We start from the raw sequence: 26198 nt of genomic DNA, 5'->3' as shown, positions 1-26198 counted from the left end.
CGCAATCTCTATGCTTAGTAGAAAAAACAAGCTCTTGCTATTAAAGTTCCTGAGCCTGTTTTCTGTGGTTAGAGGGTACAACATTCTTATGATCACCTTGGCACAGTACTTAGCCTCCATATATATTTTAGCGCCCCATTTACCTCTCCGGAAAGTTGTTTTTGATGGCAACCTGTTCGTTATCGTACTCAGTTCGGCTTTGGTAATAGCTGCAGGTTATATCATCAATAATTTTTACGACGCAGAAAAAGACCTTATCAACAAGCCTCGAAAGAGTATGTTAGATCGCTTGGTAAGTCAGCGCACCAAACTCACCACCTATTTTGTATTAAATTTTCTTTCGGTATTCTTTGCCAGTTATGTTTCCTTTAAGGCCGTAGTATTCTTTTCTGCCTATATTTTTGGCATCTGGTTCTATTCCCACAAATTAAAGCGAGTGCGGTTTTTAGGCAATTTTGTTTCCTCAACCTTGGCCATTGCCCCCTTTTTTGCCGTTTTTGTGTATTACAAGAATTTTGATACCGTGATTTTTGTCCATGCCCTTTTTCTTTTTCTGTTGATATTGGCCAGGGAAATGATCAAAGATCTGGAAAATATGGCCGGGGACATGGCCCAAAACTATAAAACCATCCCCATATTGTATGGTGCAAAATTTTCCAAGATCTGTATTTCTATCTTGATAGGCCTTACCTTGGTCCCTTCGTTTCTCTTGATCGAATATTTTGATGTTGGCTATATGTACCTCTATTTTATATTCAGTATCTTTTTACTTTTGGGGTTTTTAATTCTTTTGGTAGTATCCAACAGTAAAAAACACTACGTTTGGCTGCATAACATTCTAAAATTGATCATCATACTTGGAGTATTTAGTATTTTATTGATCAATGTTGATCTTGTACTGAACAGAATTTTCTAAGAATCACTAATAAGCACTACAATAGCGTATACATATGATTTCCTTTGCTACCTTTGCAAAAAATTATAGTACTTATGAGTAGGTCAGATTCCAATAACGACAAAAAGGCATCAGGAAGGCAGGGTGGCACTTTTAGAAAGAAAAGTTATGCAAGGGGCAACGCACCGGTAAGAAAGAAAACGGAAGTTCAGCCACCTTCGGACCCCAATGTAATGCGACTAAATCGTTATGTGGCCAATTCGGGAGTTTGTTCGCGTAGGGATGCCGATATTTACATCTCAGCAGGGAACATCACCGTCAACGGCAAGCCAATCACCGAAATGGGCTACAAAGTAAAACTGACCGATGAAGTAAAATTTGACGGTCGTTTACTGAATCCTGAGAAAAAGGAATACGTACTTTTAAATAAGCCTAAGGATTTTGTTACCACTCCCAAGGATGAGCACGGAAGAAGAACTGTAGCCTCCCTTATTTCAAGTGCCTCCAAATCCAAACTTACCGTTGTGGGTAAAATGGACAAAAGTACCACAGGTCTTTTATTGTTTACCAATGATGGCGAGATGACGAAGCGACTTACAAAGCCTAAAAACGGACTTCGGAAAATATATCACGTAGAGCTTAACAAAAATCTTAGGGGCGAAGACCTCCTAAAGATCAAGGAAGGCATTTCAATTGAAGACAGTGTTGTACGGGTAGATGATATTAGTTTTATTGAAAATGCTCCCAAAAGGGAAGTAGGAATAGAACTAAAGAGCACCCGAAACAAAATTGTTCGCCGTATTTTTGAAGAATTGGAGTACGAGGTCGTAAAATTGGATCGAGTGGTCTATGCCGGACTCACCAAAAAAGACCTTCCAAGAGGACACTGGAGACACCTTACCGAACAGGAAGTCATTAATTTAGGAATGATCAAATAGCGTCTAATACCTATTTTAATTTCAACCATTATTCGACTTCTCCCATTGGCAACAAATTCCATATCACCCCGATAGTAAATGCATTTTGTTGTTGACATTATTTTACGGTTCGTAAAATTTTGTTGATATTTAATATTAAATAACCCACTATGAATACTAAAAAAGTAATAGGGATCCTTCTAATTATTGGTGGCCTCGCCTTAGGGTATGTAGGTTTGAATAAAATAGAAAATAGTGGGGCCTCTGTAAAGGTGTTGGATATAGAACTCGATGTTTCAGATAAAGGGAGCAAAGAACAGGGATATATCTATTTAGGATTGGGTATACTTTTGGTTGCTGGGGGTGTCTATACTGTGAATAAGAAATAACACTTTGGAATCATAATAGTTCGGATAGTTTATAGCCATCAAGGCCATACTCGATCTAGGACGCTAATTGAATCAAATACATTTGTTATTTCCAAAAAGGCATTGAATTTGATTTCGGAATGGTTTATCCAAAAAAATAACCACAATATTTTCCACACCTTATCCGCTAGGATAACATGGCGCGAAATCAGGGTACGACTTGGGAGAAATCTATCCTATTGGAAACGGCGATCGACCTGACATTTTACCTTCATTGCGAGTTTGCCTGCCTATAGGGAGGCCTGTCTAACCTCTAAATAGGTCCAGCGCAGCAATCTGCTTTTTTTGTAGTGGAAGATGCTTCGTTACGACTCCACCCTCATTGTCCGTTGTAGTCAATTCGACAGAGTCTCATTTTTATGGGACGACGGGTAGTCGCAAACCATTGGTCTTTCCTTATAGGTCTCGATTGCACTAACATACCATCCATTTCATTTCGAGTTTAACAAGACTAGGGTCTATAATAAGTAGTCCAAAAAAAAATGTAATTGACTATTTTTGGATTTTGGAGAAATACTATTTACCATTCCCTCTTAATGCCTCTCAAATAAGGGTCTGACATTAATGACGTAAATATGTCATACAAGCGACGCTATTAAAATTATAACCCGGGATTACTTTTACATCAAATTAAAACAATAAAGACAGTAATATGAATTTATCGCAACGAGTTAAGGAATTGAGATGTAGAAAAGGTTTGTCCCAAGAATTATTGGCCGAAGAGTCCGGTTTGAGTCTAAGAACTATTCAAAGAATAGAGAATAACGAATCAGAACCTCGGGGGGATACTTTAAAAAGACTGGCAATTGCATTGGATACTTCTCCCGATGAAATTTTGGACTGGATAATTCTCGAGGATAAAGGATATTTGACCCTTATGTGTTTATCGGCATTGGGGTTATTGTTCTTCCCAATTTTAGGGATTATTCTTCCCTTAATTTTCTGGATTCTAAAGAAGGATAAATACAAGGATGTAAATGAGCTAGGAAAGTCCATATTAAATTTCGAAATCACTTGGTGCCTCCTTCTTTTCTCATATTTCATTATAATATTCTCAGGATTGTTGGGGGTAATAATGGGATATTTAGATACCATTGTAGGACCGGCAGGTATCTTAAAATTATACCTTCCAGTAATTGTCCTTTACATTTATAACATTACAATAATAATATTAAGCACTATTAGAGTCTATAAAAATAAAAAACACAGCTATATACCTGCACTGAAAATTTTCAAATAAAAAGATAACCGGTAACCGGCCAAACTTTTGTCAATTAATCAAAGTGAGGCAATCTGTTATGTGATTTAAGAGATTGCAAAGTCAATGACGATAATCATCCTGCTATAAAGTCCACCCCCTAGCCTCCTCCCAAAGAATGGGAACAAATCTATCCTTTAAACGATTTTCAGAACCTCCACTCCCCCTCCTTGGGAGGGGGCCGGGGGGAGGTCAATCTGGGAAGTCCCAATTAATATTAGAAGGGACCTGCCGTAGCCGTCAGGTAAGTTTACCTTCCACAAGGCCGGTGCAGCGTTGCAATTGTTTACTCAATGTTCACTGTTTACTATTCACCTCATACTACTGAATACAATTTTATTTCGTTCAACTTTAAAGTGTTCAACCTATATCAGGGACGTACAATATTCAACTTTAAACCTTGAACATTCAACTTTGATCTTTGAACCTTGAACCCCGAACGTGAAACAAAGAATTGCTATATTAGAGATTTCATTGGGATCAGTATTCCATAATTAAGGCCATACTTAAACGTCAATGATCGAAAAAATAGCCCATTCCGAAATTTCCTATGCAAAAAAACTTCATGAGCTTTTTCAAGTTTCCTATCGCATTGAGGCTGAATTACTGGGTGTGTCGGATTTTCCTCCATTAAGAAGGACTACTACCGATTTTCAAAATAGCAACACCCAATTTTTTGGTTTGTGGAAGGATGATGTATTGGCCGCTGCAGCTGAAATAGACCAACCTAGAAACACTCTTGATATCTGTAGCCTGGTTGTACATCCCAACTATTTCAGGCAGGGAATAGCCCGTAAACTGTTACACTTTCTTGAAAATTATGACAATTCGGAAACTATTATTGTAGAAACAGGTTGGGCAAATGCACCTGCTATTGCCTTGTATAAAAAGTTTGGGTTTCAGGAGACAAGGGAATACATCAGTGAGGGGGACATCAAAAAAATATGTTTTAGCAAATCGAAATAAGACAAATGATAAGCAACACCACTGGAAGAAATCTCAAATTATTAGTACTGGTTTTTACTATTTTCGGAGGTGGAAATGCCTTCGGCCAAGATTTGACCAATACAAAGATCAACGGTTACAGGGGTATTTGGTTCGAACTTAATCAGAAGTACGAATATGGGGACAAATACTCAGGAGCACTGGGAACCTACACCGCAAAACACGTTCCCTTGGCTATTTACGCCCCCGAAGTTGAAAAAACATTTTTCGTGTATGGAGGAACTCCCGCAGAGGACCAACGTCACCTTCTTTGTATGATCGGAGAGTTCGACCATAAAACTGAAATGGTCTCAAAACCCACGGTCGTCTATGACAAAAATGGGATAGACGATCCACATGACAATCCCTCCATTCTAATCGATGGCTCTGGGTATATTTGGATATTCATTAGTGGGCGGGGTGCTCAAAGGCCAGGTTATAAATACAAAAGCAAGACACCATATTCCATTGAAGAATTTGTTCAGATTACAGAAGAGGAAATGACCTACCCACAACCCAGGTATACCGATTTTGGCTTCTTTCAATTTTTCACAAAATATACCGGAGTCCGTCAACTCTATTTTGAAACCAGTAAGGACGGCATCTCCTGGACCGAAGATAAATTGCTCGCTGCTATCCCTGAAAAGGAAGGTCAAAAATCAGGGCATTATCAGACCTCTGATCTATATAAGGGCAAGGTGTTGGGAACTTTTTTTAACCGACATCCCAATGGCAACGTAGATAAAAGGACAGATCTGTACTATATACAATCGGCCGACTTTGGCACCACTTGGACCACTGTAAACGGCATAAATACCCCAGTCCCTCTTGTGGACCTAGCCAGTCCCGCCAGAGTGATGGATTATGCCTCCCAAAACAAAAACCTGTATTTAAAAGATATGGGTTTTACAGCTGAAGGCGATCCCGCCTGCCTATACATAAGAAGCAATGGCCATGAACCCGGCCCCAAAAGTGCCCCATACGAATGGTGCATTACCAAATGGAACGGTGCAGAATGGCAAACAACTTTAATCACCACCTCCGACCACAATTATGATATGGGGAGCCTTTTTATTGGAGAAGACGACTGGAAAATTGTTGGGCCCACAGAAATAGGACCCCAGGAATGGGGCGTTGGCGGTGAACTGGCCATTTGGCAATCCAAGGATAAAGGAGAAACCTGGAAAAAGATAAATACCATAACGCAGTTTAGTTCCTTTAGCCATTCCTATGTGAGAAGGCCCGTTAATTACAAGGCCCCGTTTTCATTTTTCTGGGCCGATGGAGATTCGCACCAGCTAAGTAAGTCCGAACTATATTTTGGAAATTTCAAGGGTGAAATTTGGAAATTGCCCTATAATATGACCGAAGATTTTCAAAAACCCATTAAAATCAAATGATTAAATTAGGACATCAATAGATCCAAATGAAAGTTATTAAATGTGAAGCATATGGCTCGCCAGAAAAGGGGGTTAGGGTAAAAGAAGCTGCAATACCCTCCCCAAAGGACAATGAGGTGCTGATAAAGATCCATGCCACTACCGTAAACGACTACGACTGGTTTCTCGTCTCGGGAAAACCATATTTATACCGTTTAATGTTCGGACTTTTTAAACCCAAAAATGGCCTTTTGGGAATGGAATTATCAGGTACCGTTGTAGCCGTTGGGGCAAAGTCCACGAAGTTTAAAATTGGGGATGCGGTTATGGGCGATACCTCGGAATATGGCTTTGGCACCTTTGCAGAATATATAAGTATTAGCGAAAATGCGGTTATACAGAAACCCCAAGCCCTAAATTTTGAGGAAGCAGCAGCCGTTCCGCATGCCTCCTGTCTGGCTTTACAGGCATTGCGGGACATAGGACACATAGAAGACGGACAAAAAATTTTGATCAACGGTGGCGGTGGCGGTGTGGGCACCATTGGGCTACAGTTGGCCAAACTTCATAACTGTCAAGTAACAGGAGTAGATGCCCAAGAAAAACTGGCTATGATGACAGCCATTGGTTATGATCAGGTGATCGACTATAAAAAGGTGAATTTCACACAGGCCGGAGAGCGGTACGACCTTATCTTGGACTGTAAGTCCAACAAAGCTCCACTAACCTATCTCAAAGCCTTAAACCCCAATGGGCGTTATGTAAGTATAGGCGGCAAGCCTTTCAATCTAATTGGATTGTTGCTTTGGGGCAAACTTGTACCCCTGTTAAGCTCTAAAAGTTTAAAAATACTTGCCCTAAAATCAAATATTGGGTTGGATTATATCTGTGACCTGATGGCTCAGCAGAAGATCAAATGCCAAATAGACGGCCCATATCCCCTGGAAGATGCAGGGCGATTGATCCAGTATTTTGGTGAGGGAAAACATAAAGGGAAAATTGTAATTCGCATTAATAATAATCAAATAAAAAAATGAATCCCGTTACCCACCTAAAGGAACAAATAGACAGGGAAGGCTTATGGAGCGCAGAACTGGAACTGGGTAGGAACGAATATGTAAAGGTCCAGGGAATCTTAGACACTAACCTCTACTGGGTGGTAGAGGGCAGTTTAAGAATTTTTGTGGTGGAGGAAAATGAGGAACACACCATAAGATTTGGCTATAAGGACAATTTTATAGCGGCGTTGGATTCTTTTCTAAATGAAGCGCCTTCCGATTTATATATACAGGTACTAAAAAAAACCAAACTTAAAGTCATTGGCAAGTCGGTCTTTACTAATTATATTAGGTCCTCCCCAGAAAATATGGGAAGATGGCAACTTATATTGGAGCATCTGGTCTTACAACAGATGGAACGGGAACGGGATATCTTAACCGTGTCCCCCTTGGAAAGGTATAAAAGAGTCCTAAAGCGCAGTCCCCAACTCTTTCAGGAAATACCACATAAATACATAGCTTCCTATTTAAGAATGACTCCTGAAACGCTTTCAAGGATTAAAAAATCTTAATTCAAATCAATGTTTTAATTGCTAAAAGCAGCCAATTTTGCCCTAAAAAACAATGGAAATAGCATCTAAGGACTTATTGGAGGATTTGTTGGAGCGCAGCCAGGAATATAAGGCCAAGGCAGAACAATTTAAAACCCTGCCTTTGGAAACTTTAAACTGGAAAGCCTCTCCTGAAAGCTGGAGTATTTTGGAATGTTTGGAACATTTAAACCGATATGGAGATTTTTATATTCCTGAAATTGAAAAGCAGCTAAAAGCCTCTCGACACCGGCCTTCAGAAAAATTCAAAAGCGGCTGGTTGGGCAACTATTTTGCCAATACTATGCTTCCCAAGGAAAAGTTGAACAAGATGAAAACCTTTAGCAACATGAATCCCATGGGCAGTTCTCTGGATAAGACGGTACTCATCACATTTATTGCCCAACAACAAGGTTTGATCAATGTCCTGAAACTGGCCTCACGGGCAGACCTTGTTAAAACCGAAACCGCTATCTCCATTTCCAAATGGATCAAACTCAGATTGGGAGATACGTTTAGGGTGGTCATCTATCACAATCAGCGCCACTTGGTCCAGGCGGAAAGGGTCTTGAAGGAGGCTGGCAGCAGGTCATCTGATTAGAAAGAAAGAATCGAGGTATCACCTTATAGGTCTCGACTGCGCTCGACCTGACATTTTACCGTTATTACGAGGAGTTTTTGACGACGAAGCAATCTCTATATTAAAGAAACAGATTGCCACGCCGCTCCAAACTAACGGCTAGGCAGGCCCACTTTATCTGAGAATTATTTGGTTTTCATTGAAAAGGATTTAGCAAGAGCCTGCCTTTTGCGGGCAAGTGTGACCCTCACGCTAGCGGAGGCCAATTGTGAAATGTCAAAAGTCTTGGGCTTTCAATCCCTTCCATCTTCTTCTTCTTTGGTCGGAGAACCCACCTTGTCCTCCCGAGAAAAACGCGGGACAGGCTTAACCAAGGGAAGGAGCCTATCTATTTTCGTCATTGCGAGTGAAACGCGGCAGTCGGTTTTTTGAGTGAATAGATTGCTTCGTTACCAAAGCTCCTCGTAATTACCTAATTAGTCACTTCGACAGAGTCCCTTTTTCTGGGACGACGAGAAGTCGCACACCATTGGTCTCTCTTTATAAGTCTCGACTCCGCCGGTCTACCACCATGCAGCATTACGTCATTGCGAGCCCGCCTATCCGTCGGGCAGGTGTAGCGCGACAATCTGATTTTTGAATATTTCGACATTCCACTTTCGACATTATGCACTGCTTACTCATTACTGACTCCTATTAACTTATAACTGTTTACTGATATAACCACCCCCAATAAAAAATGGATTTACTATATTTAGGGGTAGTGTATTACAACCTTTACACCACTATTGACCACTATTTATAACAGAACCAATACCCTTAACCACCTATGTACACAGGAAAAGTTTATCGAATACTAACTATGGCCAAATGGACACGGTTTGAAACCCTTTGGTTCATTTTCATAATTGTTTTGTGGGTTCTGGGCTATTATTTCCTAGATATGGATTGGTTTAGAATTCCATGGACACCAATGGCCTTGATCGGTACAGCAGTGGCGTTCGTCATCGGATTTCAAAATAATGCTGTTTATGACCGTATATGGGAAGCTAGAAAAATTTGGGGCGGAATTGTCAACACCTCCCGCACCTTTGGTGTATTTGTTCAAGACATGCTCTCCAATGAGCATGCTAAGGAGGCTATATCAGAAGAAACTATCCAAGCAGAGGTGAAAGTACTCACCCACCGGCATATTGCATGGATGACGGCATTAAGACATGCCATGCGGCAGCCAAAGCCATGGGAAACCACCAGCAATAATAAGACAAATCGCGAATGGGGCGTACAGCCACCAGAAAAGAAATTTCCCTTGGAAGCGGATTTACAACTGTATTTGTCCGCAACCGATTTGGAGTATGTAATGAACAAGGATAATCATCAGACCGCCATTTTATATTTACAATCCCATCACCTGAAAAAACTTAAGGAAAACGGCATGCTTTGGGAGTTCTCGTTTCTTGAACTGGAAGGACTTGTCCAAGAGCTTCTAACGGTTCAAGGGCAAACGGAACGCATCAAGAATTTCCCATACCCCAGACAATATGCTTCCCTCAACCATTATTTTATGTGGCTTTTATTACTCCTTCTTCCTATGGCATTGGTGCCACAATTTGTAGAAATTGGCCAGGGATTCGCAGATAAACACTCCCTATTGGGCGACTTATTTATCTTGTTCTCAATCCCCGTTTATACCGCTGTGGCCTGGATGTTCCATACCATGGAAAGAATCGGCCGTACGGGAGAAAATCCGTTTGAAGGCACTGCCAATGACGTTCCCATTTCTACCATTGCAAGGGGAATTGAAATCGACCTAAGGCAAAACCTTGGAGAAAACAAGGAGGACATCCCCTTGCAATTTCCTGCCGAGCACGGGGTTCAATTTTAAGGTTTAGGGCCTATTATGCCAGTTACAACCACCGCGAGCGCGAGCCTTGGTTCTTCTTGAAGAAATTTAGCTAGGAGTCTATTCAAAAAGTAATAACATTTCTATTATGCAGGGAAGGTCTATTTCCCGTTGCTCCCCTACCTTGGGAGTGGGGGAGGTCCGTCCCACCCTTTTTACAACAACTTTATTCCAGAAAAGAATCCGGCCATGAACAAGTGTAGACTTTTTTGCCGTTTACCTCTCGGATCCAGGTATCAAAGCTACGTTCCCCCTCTTTTAAAACAATTATTCTTGCCCCTTCGATCGGCGCTTTGTTATAGGTTTTTGTTTTGGTAACCCTACCATAGGCCAAGGCCATATTAAAGTGCACCCCTATATAATCGTTATTGTGATCATGGCCCACAAAAGTGCCCATCACATCCTTGCCTTCCAGCATGGCCGCAAACATGCCCGTATTAATTTCCGGTCCACATTCCTGCTCTTTTCGCTTCCCAATGGCCTTTACTTTTTTATTCTTCCATGCCTGGTAATACTCCGGCAACGGAATATGAAAAAAGGCAATGGCAGGTAGGGGTTCGTTATTATTTAGTTGGGTAAATTCCTTGCTTTTTTCCTTGTACCAGCTTACTTGACTATTATCAAACCAGCCCCAACCATCCACTTCAGGTTTTAAGGTGCTATAGGCATTGGAATCCATAATGTAAATAAGCGCTTCGTTCCTATTATCAGTACTAAGGACAGGATATACAAAATTGGAGTTACCATAGGTATCGCCCTGGTCATCATTTAAACAGTAATTTAATTTCCGAAGGAAATCTGCCACTTCTTTCCTGGAAAGATCAGCTTGGGAATCATGATTACCAAGGGTGACGATCCAGGGCATTTTGGCTTCGGTAAAAATAGCTTCAAATTCTTTATATGTTTTTTCAGGATTGCCATCAGTAGCAATATCCCCCGTTAAAACCACCAAATCCGGTTTTTCTATGGCCAATATTTTTTTAATGGTAGTAAAGGCATCCAAGTTTTTGCCACGTTCCACATTAATATGGGTATCCGTAAACTGTACCACCTTAAATTCTTTGTTTCCGTTAAAATGTAACTGGGAAATGTCTTGGGAATGGACTGAGAAAGATAAAATTATTGCAAACAAAAAAACAAATCTGGATTTCATAAGTACTGCCGTTATTATGGTTAACAGTTTACAATAATAAGAAAGTAATTCCCTTTGACACAAAATCATGATTATATTTTTGTTATCCTTGGGAATCCCTGAAATTGGGCTCATATTGAATTGGCTGCTACGCCCACTTTTCACTGTAAGCCAACATCGCTGATTCCCATTTACTGAAAACTGACTACTGTGAACTGTTTACTGAAAAAGGTCGTTCACCGAAGAATTTTGAACTTTATCGATTACTCCAATCCGAAACCATATATTCACTACCTTAGAAAGTTAGTAGCCATCTTTTGGTTGAAGTATTCCCTCCGCTGCACATCCACGAAAATTTTTAAGAATTAATAGGATTTTTTATACACAGAAATGTATTAAAAAACAGTTTATCTAAAATAGGAATATAGGTACTTGTTACCATATTCTTATGTAGGTGGTCATTGAAGCAAAATAAAATGTGGAAACCATGTTAAAATTACTTCGGAGAATAAGGCAAAAACTGTTGTATGAAGGTAGCCTGAAAAAATACATGTTATATGCGGTTGGAGAAATATTTCTCTTAGTTATAGGTATTCTAATTGCTCTGCAAATAAACAATTGGAATGAAGCGAAAAAAGCAAGAAAAATTGAACTCTATATTCTTAAAGAAATACATTAAAACCTCGAATTAGATGTACTAGACCTACAGGAAAATGACAGACTTCTTGCCAAATCTATAAATCATATGAAAATAATATTAGATTATTTAGACAATAAAAGACCGTATGATGATACTTTAGAACTCCATCTTCAAAGTTTTTCTTTATTCCCACATTTTTGGCAAAATACAAGCGGTTTTGAAATGCTTAAATCGCGAGGACTTGAAACTATCTCCAATGAAATTTTAAGAACTGAAATAACGTATCTATATGATAATGATTATGAATTAATGAAAACTTGGGAGAGAGAAATATTAGACTTTATTAATATTTATGTATACAAAGAGGAATTCTCAAAATTTCTGACTAAAAATTCTAAAACTGTTCCAAAGAATTATGAATTACTAATTGAAGACACTCATTTTAGGGAAATAGTTTCAAAGAATTCCTCTTTGTTCAAATATATTTATAATCGCTATTTTTCAGCCACTTTAAAAAGAGCCATAGATTTAAATAAGAGAGTAAATACAGAAATTAATCAACTAGAATAACATAATAAGCCCCGCTGGAGCGAGTGTCACGCTCGTGCCTATACCTTTTACTGCGCAAAGCCCCTAGGCTCGAGCAATCAGAACCCTCCGTCTTCTCCTACGTCGAAGCCACCTCCCTTCGCACTTCGACTCCGCTCAGTACAGGCCTAAAGGGAGGAGCTCTTTATTTTATGAATTAGTTTGTAAATCAACTGCTCACTGACCGGTGAAAACTGTTCACTTTTTACTGTTCATCGTCTACTTCTCGATACAATTTTATTTCATTTCACTTCATAAAATCACTCGAAGTGACGGACTTTGAACTTTGGACTTTAACCCTCTGTTCGCTGGAAACTGTTTACTGATTGCTGATCAGGAAATCTTATCCATTTTCTTTCTGATCTCTGCCAAGCAAAGGTTGCCAAAACTGCCTTCGTGGGTGTGGCGTATATCCCTTTTGGGAGTAAAGGTACCTTCATTGATCTCCTTGCCCATTTTCTTATAGGCATCACGGAAAGGAGTGCCAGTCAATACCAATTCGTTCAAAGTATCCACACTAAACAAATAGTCGTATTTGGGATCGTCCAAAATATTTTCGTTGACCCGTATCTCCTTTAAACTAAAGGTCAGGATTTCCAAACAGGCCTTTAGGTCCTGTATGGCAGGTACGATTACCTCTTTTACCAATTGCAGGTCCCGGTGATAGCCACTGGGCAGGTTGTTGGTGATCAATACCAATTGGTTGGGCACGGTTTGAAGTCGGTTACACTTACCCCGCACCAATTCAAAAACATCAGGGTTTTTCTTATGGGGCATAATGCTGGAACCTGTTGTAAGCTCATCCGGGAAGGAGACAAAATTAAAGTTCTGGCTCATATACAGGCAGATATCCATCGCCATTTTGGACAGGGTGGAGGCAATACTACTCATCCCAAAGGCTGCTGCTTTTTCTACCTTGCCACGGCCCATTTGTGCGGCCACTACATTGTATTTCATGGTTTCAAAGCCCATTTCCTCAGTAGTAAAACTACGGTCTATAGGGAAAGAACTTCCATAACCCGCAGCACTTCCCAAGGGGTTTTGATCGGCTACCTTATAGGCGGCATCCACAAAATAAAGATCGTCTACCAAACTTTCGGCATAGGCGGAGAACCATAGTCCAAAGGAGGAGGGCATGGCAATCTGCAAGTGGGTATAGCCCGGCAACATCACTTTTTTATGCTTATCGGCCAAAATTAATAAGAGGTGGAACAAATCCTTGGTCAGTTCCTTGATCTCTGATAATTCGTTCTTTAGGTACAAATGCATGGCCACCAAAACTTGATCGTTCCTAGATCGGGCGGTGTGGATCTTTTTACCGGCATCGCCCAACCTTAGGGTTAGCAGGAATTCAATCTTGGAATGCATGTCCTCAAAACTATCCTCTATGGTAAAGGTGCCGTTCTCTATGGTCTTGGCTATATTGTCCAACTCATGTACCAGGGAATCGGTTTCCTTAAGGGTCAACAGACCAATTTTACCCAGCATTTTTGCATGTGCCTTGGAGGCGATTACGTCGTATTTTGCCAAAAGCAAATCCAGTTCCCTATCATTGCCCACCGTGAAATGGTCTATTTTTTTGTCGGTGCTAAATCCTTTGTCCCAAAGTTTCATTTGTCGTTTTTGTTTGTTTATTAATGGTCAATTACAATGAAAAATCTACATTTTTAATTGTTAATTGCTAATTGTTCATTGTTTCAAGAATCCTTGCAAGATCTGAATATACAAATCTATTCCTTCTTCAATTTCCGCTACATAAATAAATTCATCCGCGGAGTGACTACGGGTGCTATCTCCAGGTCCCAATTTTAATGACTGACAGTATAAGGCCGCCTGATCCGAAAGGGTAGGTGAACCATAGCTGCTTCTGCCCAAGGCCAAGCCCGATTTAACCAAAGGATGTTCCCTATTGATGGAAGAAGAGTTTAAGCGTAAAGAACGGGGTTTTACCTCGCAGGGTGCTTCCGCAGTGAGCATATCCGCGATTTCCTTGTTGGTATAACAGTCGTTTACACGCACGTCTATTACCAGATCCACATGTCCGGGCACAACATTGTGCTGGTTACCGGCACTTATCTGGGTTACCGTAAGCTTTACTTCGCCCAACACTTCGGATACTTTGGGAAACTTATAGTCCTTAAACCACTGTAGTACCTCAATGGTATTGTAAATGGCGTTATTATCGTTCGGGTGGGCGGCATGCGAGGGTGTTCCACTTACCTTGCCCTCAAAAACCACCAAGCCTTTTTCGGCAATGGCCAAATTCATCAAAGTAGGTTCCCCTACTATGGCCACATCTATTTTTGGAAGGATGAGCAACATACTGTTTAGACCATTGGGCCCTGAACTTTCCTCTTCTGCAGAGGCCACGATTACCATGTTATGGTTTAGGTTTTCCTGGGCGTAAAAATGGGTAAAGGTAGCGATCAATGATACCAGACATCCTCCGGCGTCATTACTGCCCAAACCAAATAATTTTCCATCCTCAATATGTGGATGAAAAGGGTCTTTGGTATAGGCCGAATTGGGCTTTACCGTATCGTGGTGCGAGTTTAATAATAATAACGGCTTGTTCTCATCATAGTATTTATTAAAGGCATACACATTGTTCTTCTCCCGTTTAAAAGGGATGTTGAAGTGTGTAAACCATGCTTCAATGGCATTTGCCGTTTTATCTTCTTCGGAGGAAAACGACTGAATTGAAATCAGTTCCTGTAACAATGCAATAGCCTTTTCCGTAAGTTTTTGTTGATCCATGTTTATAAGGTAATCGTGGTAAATAAGGTGGTTTTAGGGTTTAGCATATCCAAGTCCCCAATACAGACCTTGCCCACATTTTTATGAAGCGCATGGAAGCAATTTTCCAATTTTGGAAGCATGCCATCCGCTATAATTTTCTTTTCCAATAAATCCTGGTAGTTCTTAGGCTCCAGGTGTTTTACAACCGAGGTCTCGTCCGCAATATCCAACAATACCCCTTTCTTTTCAAAACAATAGTAAAGAGTGGTGTCATAGTTCCCGCTCATCCCAATGGCCACTTCCGAGGCAATGGTATCGGCATTGGTGTTCAGCAACTGCCCTTCTTTGTTATGGGTGATGGCACAAAAGACCGGAACAAATTCGGCCTGCAACAATTTGTCAATTGCCGCTGCATTTACTTCCTCCACATCTCCCGCAAATCCGTAGTCTATTTCCCGTACCGGTCTTTTCACGGCCCGAATGGTATTCCCATCGGCACCACTAAGGCCAATGGCGTTTGCTCCTCTGGCCTGTAATTGTGCCACAATATTCTTGTTGGCCAACCCGCCGTAGACCATTGTAATTACCTTTAGTCCCTCTTCATCGGTAATACGTCTTCCTCCTACCAATTTGGATTCGATTCCCAACTTTTCTGCGATTTGGGTAGCCAGTTTGCCACCACCGTGCACCAAAATTTTAGGGCCTTCCATGGCGGAAAAGGAATCCAGAAACTTGTTGAGTTCCCCTTCATTCTCAATTACGTTCCCACCAATTTTTATTATAGATAGTTTTTGTTTCATGTTCTTTTTTTACTACCCGCTTGGGGTGTAATTGATCTTTTTGCTCAAATTAACCAGCCTACGGTTTCAATCCCTTCCGTCTTCTCCTCCTATGGTCGGAGAATCCACCTTCCCTTGCTAAGGGAAGGAGCGCTTAATTTTCGTCATTGCGAGTCTGCCTAGCCATCAGGCAGGAATAGCGCGGCAAAAATCTGTTTACTTATTACTTTTCACTGTTTCCCATTACAGTTAACTGCCAAATGCCTAACACTCCTTGCAGAGTAAAGTCTACTGACGTGGCACTAATTAATACTATTCGAGCAAAAGAATTAACCTTTAGTTTCAATCCCTTCCGTCTTCTCCTCCTATGGTCGGAGAATCCACCTTTCCTTAACCAAGGGAAGGAGCCACCTATTTTGGTCATTGCGAGCCTGCCCAGCCGTCAGGCAAGCGTAGCGCAGCAAAAAAATCTGTTTACTAGTTACTGCTCACTGTTTACTTTACACCTTTAACTTCTCGATACAATTTTATTTCGTTTCACTCCATAAAACCACTCGAAGTGACGAGCATAAGACATTGCTATTGCTCACTGAATACTGTTTACTGATAACTGTATACTGCCCACTGTTCACTGTCAACTTCCAATTGTATACTGATTACTGCCAACTTCCAAAAGCCTACCCCTACAAGCTCTCCAACAACTTCTTCAACACGATCTGTGCAGAATAGGTCCTATTATTGGCCTGTTGAATGGTCAAGGAGTTATTGCCGTCCAAAACCTCATCGGCTACTACCACATTTCGTCTTACGGGCAAACAGTGCATGAACTTGGCATGGCCTAATTTTTTATTGGTCATGGTCCAATTCTTATCCTGGTTTACCACCTTACCATAATCCTGATAGCTGCTCCAGTTTTTTACATAAACAAAATCGGCATCTTCCAGAGCCTTGTCCTGATCGAATTCTATTTTGGCGCCCTTGGTCACCTCCGGATTTAAATCGTATCCTTTGGGATGGGTGATAACAAAATCGGCCTCCTGCAAATGCATCATTTCCACAAAGGAATTGGCCACTGCATGTGGCAATGCCTTTGGATGTGGTGCCCAGGACAAGACCACCTTGGGTCTTTTCTTTGTATTGTTTTCCGCAAGGGTAATAGCATCAGCCAAAGCCTGTAAAGGATGCCCCACAGAGCTTTCCATATTCACCACCGGAATACCGGCATATTTTTTAAAACCATTCATGACCACCTCAGCCTCGTCCTGTTCCTTATGGGTCAAAGAGGCAAAGGCCCTAATAGCTACTATATCACAATATTGGGCCACTACTTGAGCAGCTTCCTTGATGTGTTCGGAAGTGCCTTGGTCCATGATGGTACCGTCTCCATATTCCAACGCCCATCCTTCGCTTCCAAAGTTCATCACAATAACTTCCATCCCTAAGTTCATGGCCGCTTTTTGTGTGCTTAAACGGGTTCTAAGGCTGTTGTTGAAGAATAATAAACATATGGTCTTGGTCTGTCCCAAAGCTTTGAATTGAAGCGGATTCGCCTTTAATGATCTAGCTTCTTCCACCCATTGCGGTAGGGAATCGATATCTTTTAAGGATAAATAGTGTTGCATTTCTTTATTTTATGGTTGTAAAAGCGGTTTTGTTTTCGAGGGCATCAATAATAAAATTGTCTTTTAGGCCATTCACGATCCAGGTTTCAATATTTGCTTTTCTCGCTATATTGGCGGCCTCGATCTTGGATTCCATTCCCCCCGTACCATGGGAAGATTTGGAATTGCTTATCTCTTTTTGCAAATCGATTAAATTACTTACCAATCTAATGGTTTTTGGATCCTTATCGGCAAATGATTCCTTGGTGTAAATACCATCAGTGTTGGTCGCTATGACCAATAGATCAACCTTCATCAAGGCGGCTGTCAACGCTGCTAATTTATCATTGTCCCCAAACTGAATCTCATCGGTAGCAACAGTGTCGTTCTCGTTAATAATCGGGATGAAGTTATTGGCCACCAGGACATTGATGGTATTGCAGATATTTTCCTTGGAAACTTCCCTTTCAAAATCGGAATATGATAAAAGACATTGGGAGGTAAATAATCCCAATTCTCTAAAATTCTCCTGGAAAATACGCATTAAATGGGGCTGCCCAATGGAGGCCAAGGCCTGCTTAACGGTAATCTCCTGCCCGTTGTGTTCCAATTTTACAAACTGTTTGGCGGCGGCTATGGCTCCTGAACTTACAATGATAAATTCGTACTTATCCTTAAGTTTAGCAATCTGCCTACCAATATCCTCAATTTTTCCCCTAGAAATATGGTCTGTTTCCTTGGTAAGGGTGTTGGATCCTATTTTTAATAATATTCTTTTCTTCTGCATGCTCTTTTTTTTAGACCTATTGTTAGGTCTGGGTACTACCTTATTTGACCATCACCTTTAACATACCATTTGTTGGTCACCAAATGTTGCAGTCCTATGGGCCCCCTTTGGTGTAATTTATCCGTACTTATGGCCAGTTCCCCGCCCAGTCCAAATTGTCCTCCATCCGTAAAACGGGTGGATACATTATGGTATACTGCCGCAGAATCCACAGAATTCATAAATAGGTTGGCCTCCTGCTCCTCCTCAGTAACGATTACCGCGGAATGGCCTCCGCCATAGGTATTTATCTTTTCAACAGCTTCCTCCGTGTTTCCTACTTCCCCGATGAGAATCTTATAATCCAAAAATTCCTCAAACCAGATGCATTCTCCCATAATTGCTGAAGTGTCTGTTGTGCCAACCAGACTATTATCCACTAAAATCTCTACATTTTTCGCTTTTAATTCAGCTATCAAATCCTTTATAAAAGCTGCTTTGTTGGGCAATTCACTGTCTATCAACACCTTATCCAAAGCATTACATGCCGAAATCTTTGTGGTCTTCCCATTCAGAATAATAGACATTGCCTTTTTAAGGTCCGCCTTAGGATGTACGTATAGGAAATTATTTCCTCTACCACTGACGATTACCGGGCATGTAGCATGCTTTTTGGTAAACGCAATCAATTTTTCCCCTCCCCTAGGTACAATAAGATCCAGCTTTTGGGTAGGCTTTTCCAAAAAGGCCTGGGTCTGCTCCCTATTGAATTCCAAATAAGTTACCCAATCCTTGGAAATGTCGTGTTGCTCCAAGGATTTATGCCAAAAATTTACCAGTACCAAATTGCTTTGAAGCGATTCTTTTCCGCCTTTCAACAAAATTTTGTTGCCAGATTTAAAGGCAATGGCCGCCGCTTCTATGGTAACATCGGGCCTGGATTCATAAATGATCAGGACCGTGCCAAAAGGGGCCGTTTTATTACTGACGTGCATCCCATTTTCATGGGTAAAATTAAAGCGCTCCAATCCCAAAGGATCTTCCTGGCCCGCCAACTGCTGAAGGGATAAGATCATACCTTCAATCTTGGCATCGTCAACCTTTAGTCGGTCGTACATGGCCAAATCATCACCATTATAGGCCTCCAGGTCCTTCTTATTGACCTCAAGAATGGTATTTCGTTCCCCATCGATCAGTTGTGCCATGGTATTGAGCACCGCATTTCTTTGGGATATGTCTAAATATAAACTCATGCCAATTCTTTTTTTAAGGCATCAAAAAATTGATCCAAATTTCCTTTGGTAATATTCAATGCCGGCAATACCCTCAAAACGTGTTTATCGCTTGCGCCACCGGTAAACATATGTTGGTTATGGATCAATTTCTTTCTTAGCTCAGCCACGTCAAAATCAAATTCCAACCCTAGCATAAGCCCCATTCCCTTTACTCTTTTTACCTGGGGGATAGCAGCTGCCTTTGCCTTGAAATATTCAAAAAGTTCGGCGGCATTTTCTATTAAATTCTCTTTCTCGATTACTTCCAATACCGCCAGTCCTGCGGCACAGGCCAAATGATTCCCGCCAAAAGTGGTTCCCAACATTCCGTAGGAAGCTTTAATACTTTCATGGATCAGGACTCCACCAATAGGAAATCCGTTACCCATTCCCTTGGCTACTGTAATAATGTCCGGTTTGATTCCGTAATGCTGAAAGGCAAAGAACTTACCGCTTCTACCATAGCCACATTGCACCTCATCTGCAATAAGCAAGGCACCATTTTCCTTACTAAGGGAAGCTATATTTTGATAAAATTCTTGGGAAGGTTGATCTAAACCTCCTACCCCTTGAATGGTTTCTATGATCACACTACAAACATCTCCTTTGGAGATTTCGGTTTTAAACGCTGCCAAATCCTCGAAGGGAAGTATGGTTACCTTTTGTTGCTTGTTTATAGGGGCATTTATTTTTTCATTGTCAGTGGCGGCCACAGCGGCAGAAGTCCTCCCATGGAATCCGTGTTTAAAAGCGATTACCCTAGATTTACCTGTTTGGAAAGATGCCAATTTTAAGGCATTTTCGTTGGCCTCCGCCCCTGAATTGCACAGGAAGAGATTGTAATTTTCACAGCCCGAAAGTTTCCCCAATTTATGCGCCAAGGCTTCTTGAACAGGGTTCTGGATGGCATTGCTATAAAAACCTATTTTGTCCAACTGTTCCTTTAATCTTTGCACATAATGTGGGTGGGAATGTCCTATGGAGATTACGGCATGTCCACCGTAAAAATCCAAATAATCCTGTCCTTTATCATCGGTGACCACGATTCCCTTTGCCGAAACAGGGGTTACGTTATATAATGGGTATACATCAAATAATTCCATCTTATATCTTATATTTTGAACCTCTTATGCCTAAAAACCATGTAGGTTTAATGACAAGGTTAACCTTTTTTAATCTCGTTTATTTTGTCGAATGAAGCAACTATACCTCTTATCAAGGAAGAACTAAGTCCCTGGTGTTCCATTTCGTTCAATCCGGAAATGGTGCATCCCCTTGGGGTAGTTACCTTATCTATTTCATTTTCTGGGTGACTGTCAGATTCTATCAACAAACTAGCAGCCCCATTACAGGTATGCATGGCCAATTCCTGTGCTTCCTTGGCATCGAATCCCAATTGAATGGCCCCTTGTGTGGTGGCACGTATCAATCGCATCCAAAACGCAATTCCACTGGCACAAATAACGGTAGCGGCCTGCATCTGGTCTTCCGGAATTTGCATGGAATGCCCCATACGGTTAAAGATGGCCTTGGCCAAGTCGATCCTTTTGGCACCCTTCTCATTGCAGCAGATACAAGTCATGGATTTCCCTACAGAAATAGCGGTATTGGGCATGGCACGAATAATATAGTGATCAGGGCCAATAACTTCTTCCATTTTGGCAATACTAAAACCGGTAATGGTGGAAATAATAACATGTTTATCTGTAAGAATGTCCTTAACCTCCCCCAATATCTTTACAAATTGGTTTGGCTGAACTGCAAATATTAGAATATCCGATTTGGACACTGCTTCCCTATTATCAGTGGTAGTGGTCACAATTCCAAATTTCTCAATTTCCTTAAGCCCACTTAGATTTCTCTTGGTAAGGACCATGGATGTGGCGCCGTTAGTGTTCAAAATGCCTTTTGCTATGGACAACCCTAAATTACCTGTTCCAATTATGGCTATTTTCATTCTTTAATAGTTATTTATCACCTTCCCAAAACCGTGGGAAGCTGTTGATTGGTTTAAATGATTGTTGATCGGTTTAAATATTGCCATTACCATTCAAGGGCCAACAATACTAAAATACACCGGCTTTTAATTGCAGGCCTTCTGTTTCCTTAAATCCGAAGGCCAAATTCATATTTTGTACTGCCTGCCCTGAAGCCCCTTTCAATAAATTATCTATGGCAGAGGTAATCAGTAGGGTATTGTTGTGCTTGTGCAAATGAATATGGCATTGGTTGGTATTCACCACCTGCTTTAGGTTGATGTCCTCTTCCGTCACCTGTGTAAAGACCGCATCCTTATAAAAATCGTTGTAAAGTTCATAGGCTTCTACCAAACTCCCATCAAAATCTGTATAGGCCGTGGCCAATATCCCTCTAGTAAAATTACCCCTATTAGGTAGGAAAAAAAGTTCCCCCGTATTTTCTTGAAGACTGTGCAAGCTTTCATTTATCTCCCCAAGGTGCTGGTGTGTAAAAGGCTTATACCAGGATACGTTGTTGTTCCTCCAGCTAAAATGTGAGGTTGACGAAAGGCTTACTCCTGCTCCTGTACTTCCGGTAACGGCATTGACATGTACCGGTTTATCCAGTTTATGGGCCTTTGCCAATGGCAATAATCCCAACTGGATGGCGGTGGCAAAGCAACCTGGGTTGGCAATGTATTTCGCCTTCCTAATTTCTTCCTTCTTAAGTTCGGGCAAACCGTAGACAAAAGCTTTTCCGTCTAGAACGGCATCGGCCTCCAGCCTAAAGTCATTACTCAAATCTATGATCTTGGTATTTTTGGAAAACTCATTTTCCTTTAAAAAACTAGTGGAGTTCCCATGCCCAAGACAAAGAAATACCACATCTACATCCTTGTTAACCTCACCTGTAAATGCCAGATCGGTAACCCCCAATAGGTCCGGATGGGCCGTGGTAACCTTTTTGCCCGCCCTGGTAGTACTAAAAACAAAATCTATAGTTGCACTGGGATGGTTCAGGAGAATTCTAATGAGTTCCCCTCCAGTATACCCCGAACCACCAATAATACCTACTTTAATCATTATTCTGATTTACGTGGTTATATATTTTTCCGGAATTGGAAAGTATTTTAATAAATCCTTTGGCGTCATCCGCGGTCCATCCTTTGTTCATCTCACCATAGCTTCCAAAAGAGGCGTTCATTAAATCGTGCGAAGAGGATATCCCGTCCAATTCAAATCGATAAGGGTGCAGACTTACAAAGACATCACCACTAACGTTCTTTTGAGTATCGGTCAAGAAGGCCTCAATATTGCGCATTACCTCATCCAAATAATTTCCTTCGTGCAACAACATGCCATAGAAATTACCTTGTTGTTCCTTTTGGTACTGTTGCCATTTGGTAAGGGTGTGTTTTTCCAACAAATGGTGGGCCTTGATTATGATCAAGGAAGCAGGTGCTTCAAATCCTACCCTACCTTTGATGCCAATAATGGTATCCCCAACGTGGATGTCCCTACCAATAGCATATTTGGACGCAATAGCCTCCAATTTTACGATATTGTTCACAGGAGTATCGTTATCACCGTCCAAAGCAATTAATTCTCCCTTGTGAAAAGTAAGTTTCAATTGTTTGGGTTCTGTTTCTTGAAGTTGACTTGGATAAGCAGAATCGGGCAAAGACTTATGTGAGGTAAGTGTTTCCTCACCTCCAACCGAGGTACCCCATAGACCCCTATTAATAGAGTATTTGGCCTTTTCCCAAGGGTAATCAACCCCATTCTGTTTTAAATATGCGATTTCAGCTTCCCTAGCCAATTTGTTATCCCTTATAGGGGTAATGATTTCAATTTCTGGAGCGATAATCTGAAAGATCATATCAAACCTTACCTGATCGTTCCCTGCCCCGGTACTACCGTGGGCAATATATTTGGCGCCTACCTTTTTGGCGTAGTTTACAATTTCAATGGCCTGAACAATTCGTTCCGCACTTACCGATAAAGGATAGGTGTTGTTTTTTAATACATTCCCAAAAATTAAATACTTTACTACCTTTTCATAAAAGGTTTGTACTGCATCTATAGAAGTGTATGAGGTGGCCCCCAACTCCAAGGCCTTTTTATGAATGCTATCTATTTCCTCCTTTGAAAACCCACCAGTGTTTACACTTACGGCATGTACTTCAAATCCTTGATCCTTTGATAAATACTTTGCACAATAGGAAGTGTCCAATCCACCACTATATGCTAAAACTAATTTCTTCATGCTAAACTTATCTTATTATTTATTCATAGTAGTATTGATCCACTACTTTGTTTTCTTGTTTAGGAATAAACTTTCCTTAATACTTTTTAATCTTTGAAATGCCTTGGAATTTAATTTTTCCTTGGGCTCCTGTTTGATTTCCTTTGCTTTAGTTTCCGGGTCGTACAGCATACCGGTACAAAGACACATCTTTTGTTCTGTCCTGGTAAGGATATCAAAATTTTTACAAGTCTGACAGCCTTTCCAAAACTCGGGATCTGTAGTGAGTTCAGAAAAAGTAACCGGTTTATAGCCCAGTTCATAGTTCATCTTCATCACTGCCAATCCCGTTGTGATCCCAAATATTTTGGCATTGGGAAATTTACTCCTGGATAGGTCAAAAATTTCCTTTTTTATTTGCTTTGCCAAACCCTGGTTTCTATAATCCGGATGTACGATAAGGCCCGAATTGGCGACAAACTTCTCATGTCCCCAGACCTCTATATAGCAGAAACCTGCAAATTTATCTCCATCCAAGGCGATAATAGCGTTACCATTATGCAGTCTCTTTTGAATATATTCAGGAGTACGCTTAGCAATCCCGGTGCCGCGCACTTTGGCCGACTCTGCAATGGTTTCGCAGATGATCTCGGCATATTTAAAATGGGAATCGTTAGCAATAACAATCTTCATTGAATGTTGCTTTTAGAATTAAAATTATGATTTATTTTTTTTGAGAGGGAAATGGACTCACCTATTTCCATAAAAGAAGCGCACCCTTACGGGCGACGACGTGTAGGCGTAAATGAATAAGCAAGGTCAGACACCTTGTTAGCATTAAGTATGTAATATGAGTTATTCATTATACCATCAAAAGTACAAATAAAAATGAATTTTTGTATTTGAAGTGCTAATTATTACTAAAAAGTAGTTTTTTGTTATGTAATCTAACAATTTCATAGATCATGAAACCATATACTGAAATATATTCAATAGACAACAACCAATAATTCTCCTTAAACCCCTCATTGGAATAGGCCCAGTAGCTAAATATAACACTAAAGGACCATACAATGGGAAATCTAAATTCGGTAAAAAGGCATAGAACCAATAGAAAAATAATATACCATGGGTGCACGGTCGCCGACAAAAAATAGTACAGCGTTAAGACCCAAAGCATAGAGGTCATCAAGCTTGATATTTTTTTATTGTTTCGTACAAACGCAAACAGGGCTACCAAGGCAATGACGACGATGGGCGTTATTTTTCCATAATCCTTAATAAGCTCCCATGGTTTGGCATCAAAATTTAAGGCCACTTTTTTAATGAGGTTGTACAGTCCGGCATTGAATTCAAAATTGGAGAACCAAAGTCCAACCGTCTGTAAATAATTATCCGCCAATTCCGGGGAATGGAATGGGAGTACCAATAGGACCAATGTTATACCCACAACCCCATAAAAGAGCAAGCTTTTCTTGATTCCGAAATATTTTAAGAACAATGGCAGAAATAGTAAGGGCACCAATTTTATAGAGATAGAAAATGCATACACAATAGCGGCCAACAGCCATTTATTAATGAACAAAAGATAAATGGACCATATAAAAAAGAACAACATTACCCCTTCAAAATGAAGGTTTCCCGTCAGTTCCAAAATTACCATGGGATTTAGAAAATACCAAAAGATCAGATGCGTGGATTTATTGAGTTTTTGTAACAACTTACGGCCGAAATACAGAATTCCCAGATCGGACAGAATTATAATGGTCCGCATAACCAGTACACTCCCAACTATACTTTTTCCGGCCAACCACGTGGACAGTGCAAAAATAATCTGGTTTAAAGGTGGATAATTGCTATAATTTGAAGCACTCAAACTTCCCATTCCACTTACCAACTCTCCGGCATTGTGCATTATTTGCCCACCCCCAATAATCAGATCTTTAGGCATGTGAAGGTAGGGGCTTATGCCATTGTTGATCAATTGACCATCCCAAATAAATCTATAAAAATCTTGGGATAGGTTGGGTTCGGCAAAAAGTAGCATCAATCGGAAAAGCGTTCCGGAAATGGCCAGAAACTTAAAATTCCATTTTTCAAACTGAATTAGCTTATAGCACAAAAAAAACAGGACCGAATAAAGGCTTAATAATTTTATAAAATCTGCACGATCCAAATCGTACCCAAAAGCCATATAAAATAGAATACTAAAAAGCACCATTAACATTGGAATTTTGTGAAGTTTCCAATAAGAAACGGTCCTTTGGATCATAATGGTCTGGTAGTTTTTGGTCACTTAATTAGTTGAGCAATCTCCAAATTTAAATGAAATTATCAAATAACAACTGGTCTAGTTTTGATTTTGGCAATGAAACTATAGTCTTTTTATTATTTAGAAAGAATACACCTCTGTAGAACCCCACATTGCCTTGCATTGGGGGGAATCCGGTTCACGTCTAACTTCAGTTTCAAGGGAATAGGGTGGATTATTAATTTTGAAAGCAAAAAGCCCTGTTCCTTTTACAGAACAGGGCTTTTAAATAC

Annotated in this window: 25 protein-coding genes; 12 read left to right on the top strand and 13 right to left on the bottom strand. The window is 40.6% G+C overall.

Annotated features, from left to right (window positions below):
* The first annotated feature begins 10 nt into the window (after positions 1-10).
* The 10 genes from CWD91_RS03960 (at position 11) to CWD91_RS03915 (ending at position 9914) form a co-directional block, all read left to right on the top strand.
* Positions 11-916, top strand: coding sequence for a geranylgeranylglycerol-phosphate geranylgeranyltransferase (locus tag CWD91_RS03960; RefSeq protein ID WP_103439618.1), 906 nt, complete (start codon positions 11-13; stop codon positions 914-916).
* A gap of 74 nt (positions 917-990) precedes the next feature.
* Positions 991-1833, top strand: coding sequence for a pseudouridine synthase (locus CWD91_RS03955; protein WP_103439617.1), 843 nt, complete (start codon positions 991-993; stop codon positions 1831-1833).
* Positions 1834-1982: 149 nt separating this feature from the next.
* Positions 1983-2201 (top strand): hypothetical protein, encoded by a 219-nt coding sequence (locus CWD91_RS03950; protein WP_103439616.1) that lies wholly within the window; start codon positions 1983-1985, stop codon positions 2199-2201.
* A gap of 691 nt (positions 2202-2892) precedes the next feature.
* Positions 2893-3480 (top strand): helix-turn-helix domain-containing protein, encoded by a 588-nt coding sequence (locus CWD91_RS03945; RefSeq protein ID WP_103439615.1) that lies wholly within the window; start codon positions 2893-2895, stop codon positions 3478-3480.
* Positions 3481-4014: 534 nt separating this feature from the next.
* Complete coding sequence (locus CWD91_RS03940; protein WP_103439614.1) at positions 4015-4464, top strand: GNAT family N-acetyltransferase; 450 nt, start codon at positions 4015-4017, stop codon at positions 4462-4464.
* Between the two features lie 5 nt (positions 4465-4469).
* On the top strand, positions 4470-5882 hold the full coding sequence (locus CWD91_RS03935; protein ID WP_103439613.1) for a BNR-4 repeat-containing protein: 1413 nt from the start codon (positions 4470-4472) through the stop codon (positions 5880-5882).
* A gap of 26 nt (positions 5883-5908) precedes the next feature.
* On the top strand, positions 5909-6898 hold the full coding sequence (locus CWD91_RS03930) for an NAD(P)-dependent alcohol dehydrogenase (protein ID WP_103439612.1): 990 nt from the start codon (positions 5909-5911) through the stop codon (positions 6896-6898).
* Positions 6895-7431 (top strand): Crp/Fnr family transcriptional regulator, encoded by a 537-nt coding sequence (locus CWD91_RS03925; RefSeq protein ID WP_103439611.1) that lies wholly within the window; start codon positions 6895-6897, stop codon positions 7429-7431. Before CWD91_RS03930 ends, CWD91_RS03925 begins: the two co-directional genes overlap by 4 nt.
* 52 nt (positions 7432-7483) lie before the next feature.
* Positions 7484-8050 (top strand): DinB family protein, encoded by a 567-nt coding sequence (locus CWD91_RS03920; RefSeq protein ID WP_192877629.1) that lies wholly within the window; start codon positions 7484-7486, stop codon positions 8048-8050.
* A gap of 922 nt (positions 8051-8972) precedes the next feature.
* A complete protein-coding gene (locus CWD91_RS03915; protein WP_239985642.1) occupies positions 8973-9914 on the top strand; it encodes a bestrophin family protein in 942 nt (313 codons plus the stop codon).
* A 184-nt stretch (positions 9915-10098) separates the two neighbouring features.
* Here CWD91_RS03915 and CWD91_RS03910 read toward each other — a convergent pair whose 3' ends face one another.
* Complete coding sequence (locus tag CWD91_RS03910; protein WP_157943708.1) at positions 10099-11085, bottom strand: metallophosphoesterase family protein; 987 nt, start codon at positions 11083-11085, stop codon at positions 10099-10101.
* A gap of 466 nt (positions 11086-11551) precedes the next feature.
* Between CWD91_RS03910 and CWD91_RS23050 the strand changes: the two genes are divergently transcribed.
* Together CWD91_RS23050 and CWD91_RS03900 are read left to right on the top strand one after the other, a co-directional pair.
* Entirely contained in the window at positions 11552-11743 is a 192-nt protein-coding gene (locus CWD91_RS23050) for a DUF6090 family protein (RefSeq protein WP_103439608.1), read from the top strand.
* Between the two features lie 66 nt (positions 11744-11809).
* A complete protein-coding gene (locus tag CWD91_RS03900; protein ID WP_103439607.1) occupies positions 11810-12274 on the top strand; it encodes a hypothetical protein in 465 nt (154 codons plus the stop codon).
* 351 nt (positions 12275-12625) lie between these two features.
* Here CWD91_RS03900 and argH read toward each other — a convergent pair whose 3' ends face one another.
* The 12 genes from argH to mptB all read right to left on the bottom strand — a co-directional run bounded on the left by argH (position 12626) and on the right by mptB (position 25950).
* Complete coding sequence (argH, locus tag CWD91_RS03895) at positions 12626-13906, bottom strand: argininosuccinate lyase (RefSeq protein WP_103439606.1); 1281 nt, start codon at positions 13904-13906, stop codon at positions 12626-12628.
* Between the two features lie 75 nt (positions 13907-13981).
* The gene (locus tag CWD91_RS03890) at positions 13982-15049 is read right to left on the bottom strand and encodes a M20 family metallo-hydrolase (RefSeq protein ID WP_103439605.1); all 1068 of its coding nucleotides are present in this window, start codon (positions 15047-15049) and stop codon (positions 13982-13984) included.
* 2 nt (positions 15050-15051) lie between these two features.
* Complete coding sequence (gene argB, locus CWD91_RS03885) at positions 15052-15831, bottom strand: acetylglutamate kinase (RefSeq protein WP_103439604.1); 780 nt, start codon at positions 15829-15831, stop codon at positions 15052-15054.
* 662 nt (positions 15832-16493) lie between these two features.
* Positions 16494-17432: a Rossmann-fold NAD(P)-binding domain-containing protein gene (locus CWD91_RS03880; protein WP_103439603.1), complete on the bottom strand. Its 939-nt coding sequence runs from the start codon at positions 17430-17432 to the stop codon at positions 16494-16496.
* Between the two features lie 4 nt (positions 17433-17436).
* Entirely contained in the window at positions 17437-18198 is a 762-nt protein-coding gene (gene proB / locus CWD91_RS03875) for a glutamate 5-kinase (RefSeq protein ID WP_103439602.1), read from the bottom strand.
* A 35-nt stretch (positions 18199-18233) separates the two neighbouring features.
* Complete coding sequence (locus CWD91_RS03870) at positions 18234-19430, bottom strand: glutamate-5-semialdehyde dehydrogenase (RefSeq protein ID WP_103439601.1); 1197 nt, start codon at positions 19428-19430, stop codon at positions 18234-18236.
* Positions 19427-20554 carry an aspartate aminotransferase family protein gene (locus CWD91_RS03865; RefSeq protein WP_103439600.1) on the bottom strand — a complete coding sequence of 376 codons (1128 nt, stop codon included), beginning with the start codon at positions 20552-20554 and terminating at the stop codon, positions 19427-19429. Before CWD91_RS03865 ends, CWD91_RS03870 begins: the two co-directional genes overlap by 4 nt.
* 59 nt (positions 20555-20613) lie before the next feature.
* Positions 20614-21408, bottom strand: a complete 795-nt coding sequence (gene proC / locus CWD91_RS03860) for a pyrroline-5-carboxylate reductase (RefSeq protein WP_103439599.1) — start codon at positions 21406-21408, stop codon at positions 20614-20616.
* A gap of 109 nt (positions 21409-21517) precedes the next feature.
* Positions 21518-22492, bottom strand: coding sequence for an N-acetyl-gamma-glutamyl-phosphate reductase (gene argC / locus CWD91_RS03855; protein ID WP_103439598.1), 975 nt, complete (start codon positions 22490-22492; stop codon positions 21518-21520).
* Positions 22485-23675 (bottom strand): argininosuccinate synthase, encoded by a 1191-nt coding sequence (gene argG / locus CWD91_RS03850; protein WP_103439597.1) that lies wholly within the window; start codon positions 23673-23675, stop codon positions 22485-22487. Before argG ends, argC begins: the two co-directional genes overlap by 8 nt.
* 42 nt (positions 23676-23717) lie before the next feature.
* Positions 23718-24347 carry a GNAT family N-acetyltransferase gene (locus CWD91_RS03845; RefSeq protein WP_103439596.1) on the bottom strand — a complete coding sequence of 210 codons (630 nt, stop codon included), beginning with the start codon at positions 24345-24347 and terminating at the stop codon, positions 23718-23720.
* 217 nt (positions 24348-24564) lie between these two features.
* Positions 24565-25950, bottom strand: a complete 1386-nt coding sequence (mptB, locus tag CWD91_RS03840) for a polyprenol phosphomannose-dependent alpha 1,6 mannosyltransferase MptB (protein WP_317045597.1) — start codon at positions 25948-25950, stop codon at positions 24565-24567.
* Between the last annotated feature and the right edge of the window lie 248 nt (positions 25951-26198).

This window comes from Arenibacter hampyeongensis (genome assembly GCF_002909255.1).
Taxonomy (GTDB): Bacteria; Bacteroidota; Bacteroidia; order Flavobacteriales; family Flavobacteriaceae; genus Arenibacter; species Arenibacter hampyeongensis.
The sequence above is the reverse complement of the archived record's forward strand: the minus strand, read 5'-3'. Positions and strand labels throughout refer to the sequence as shown.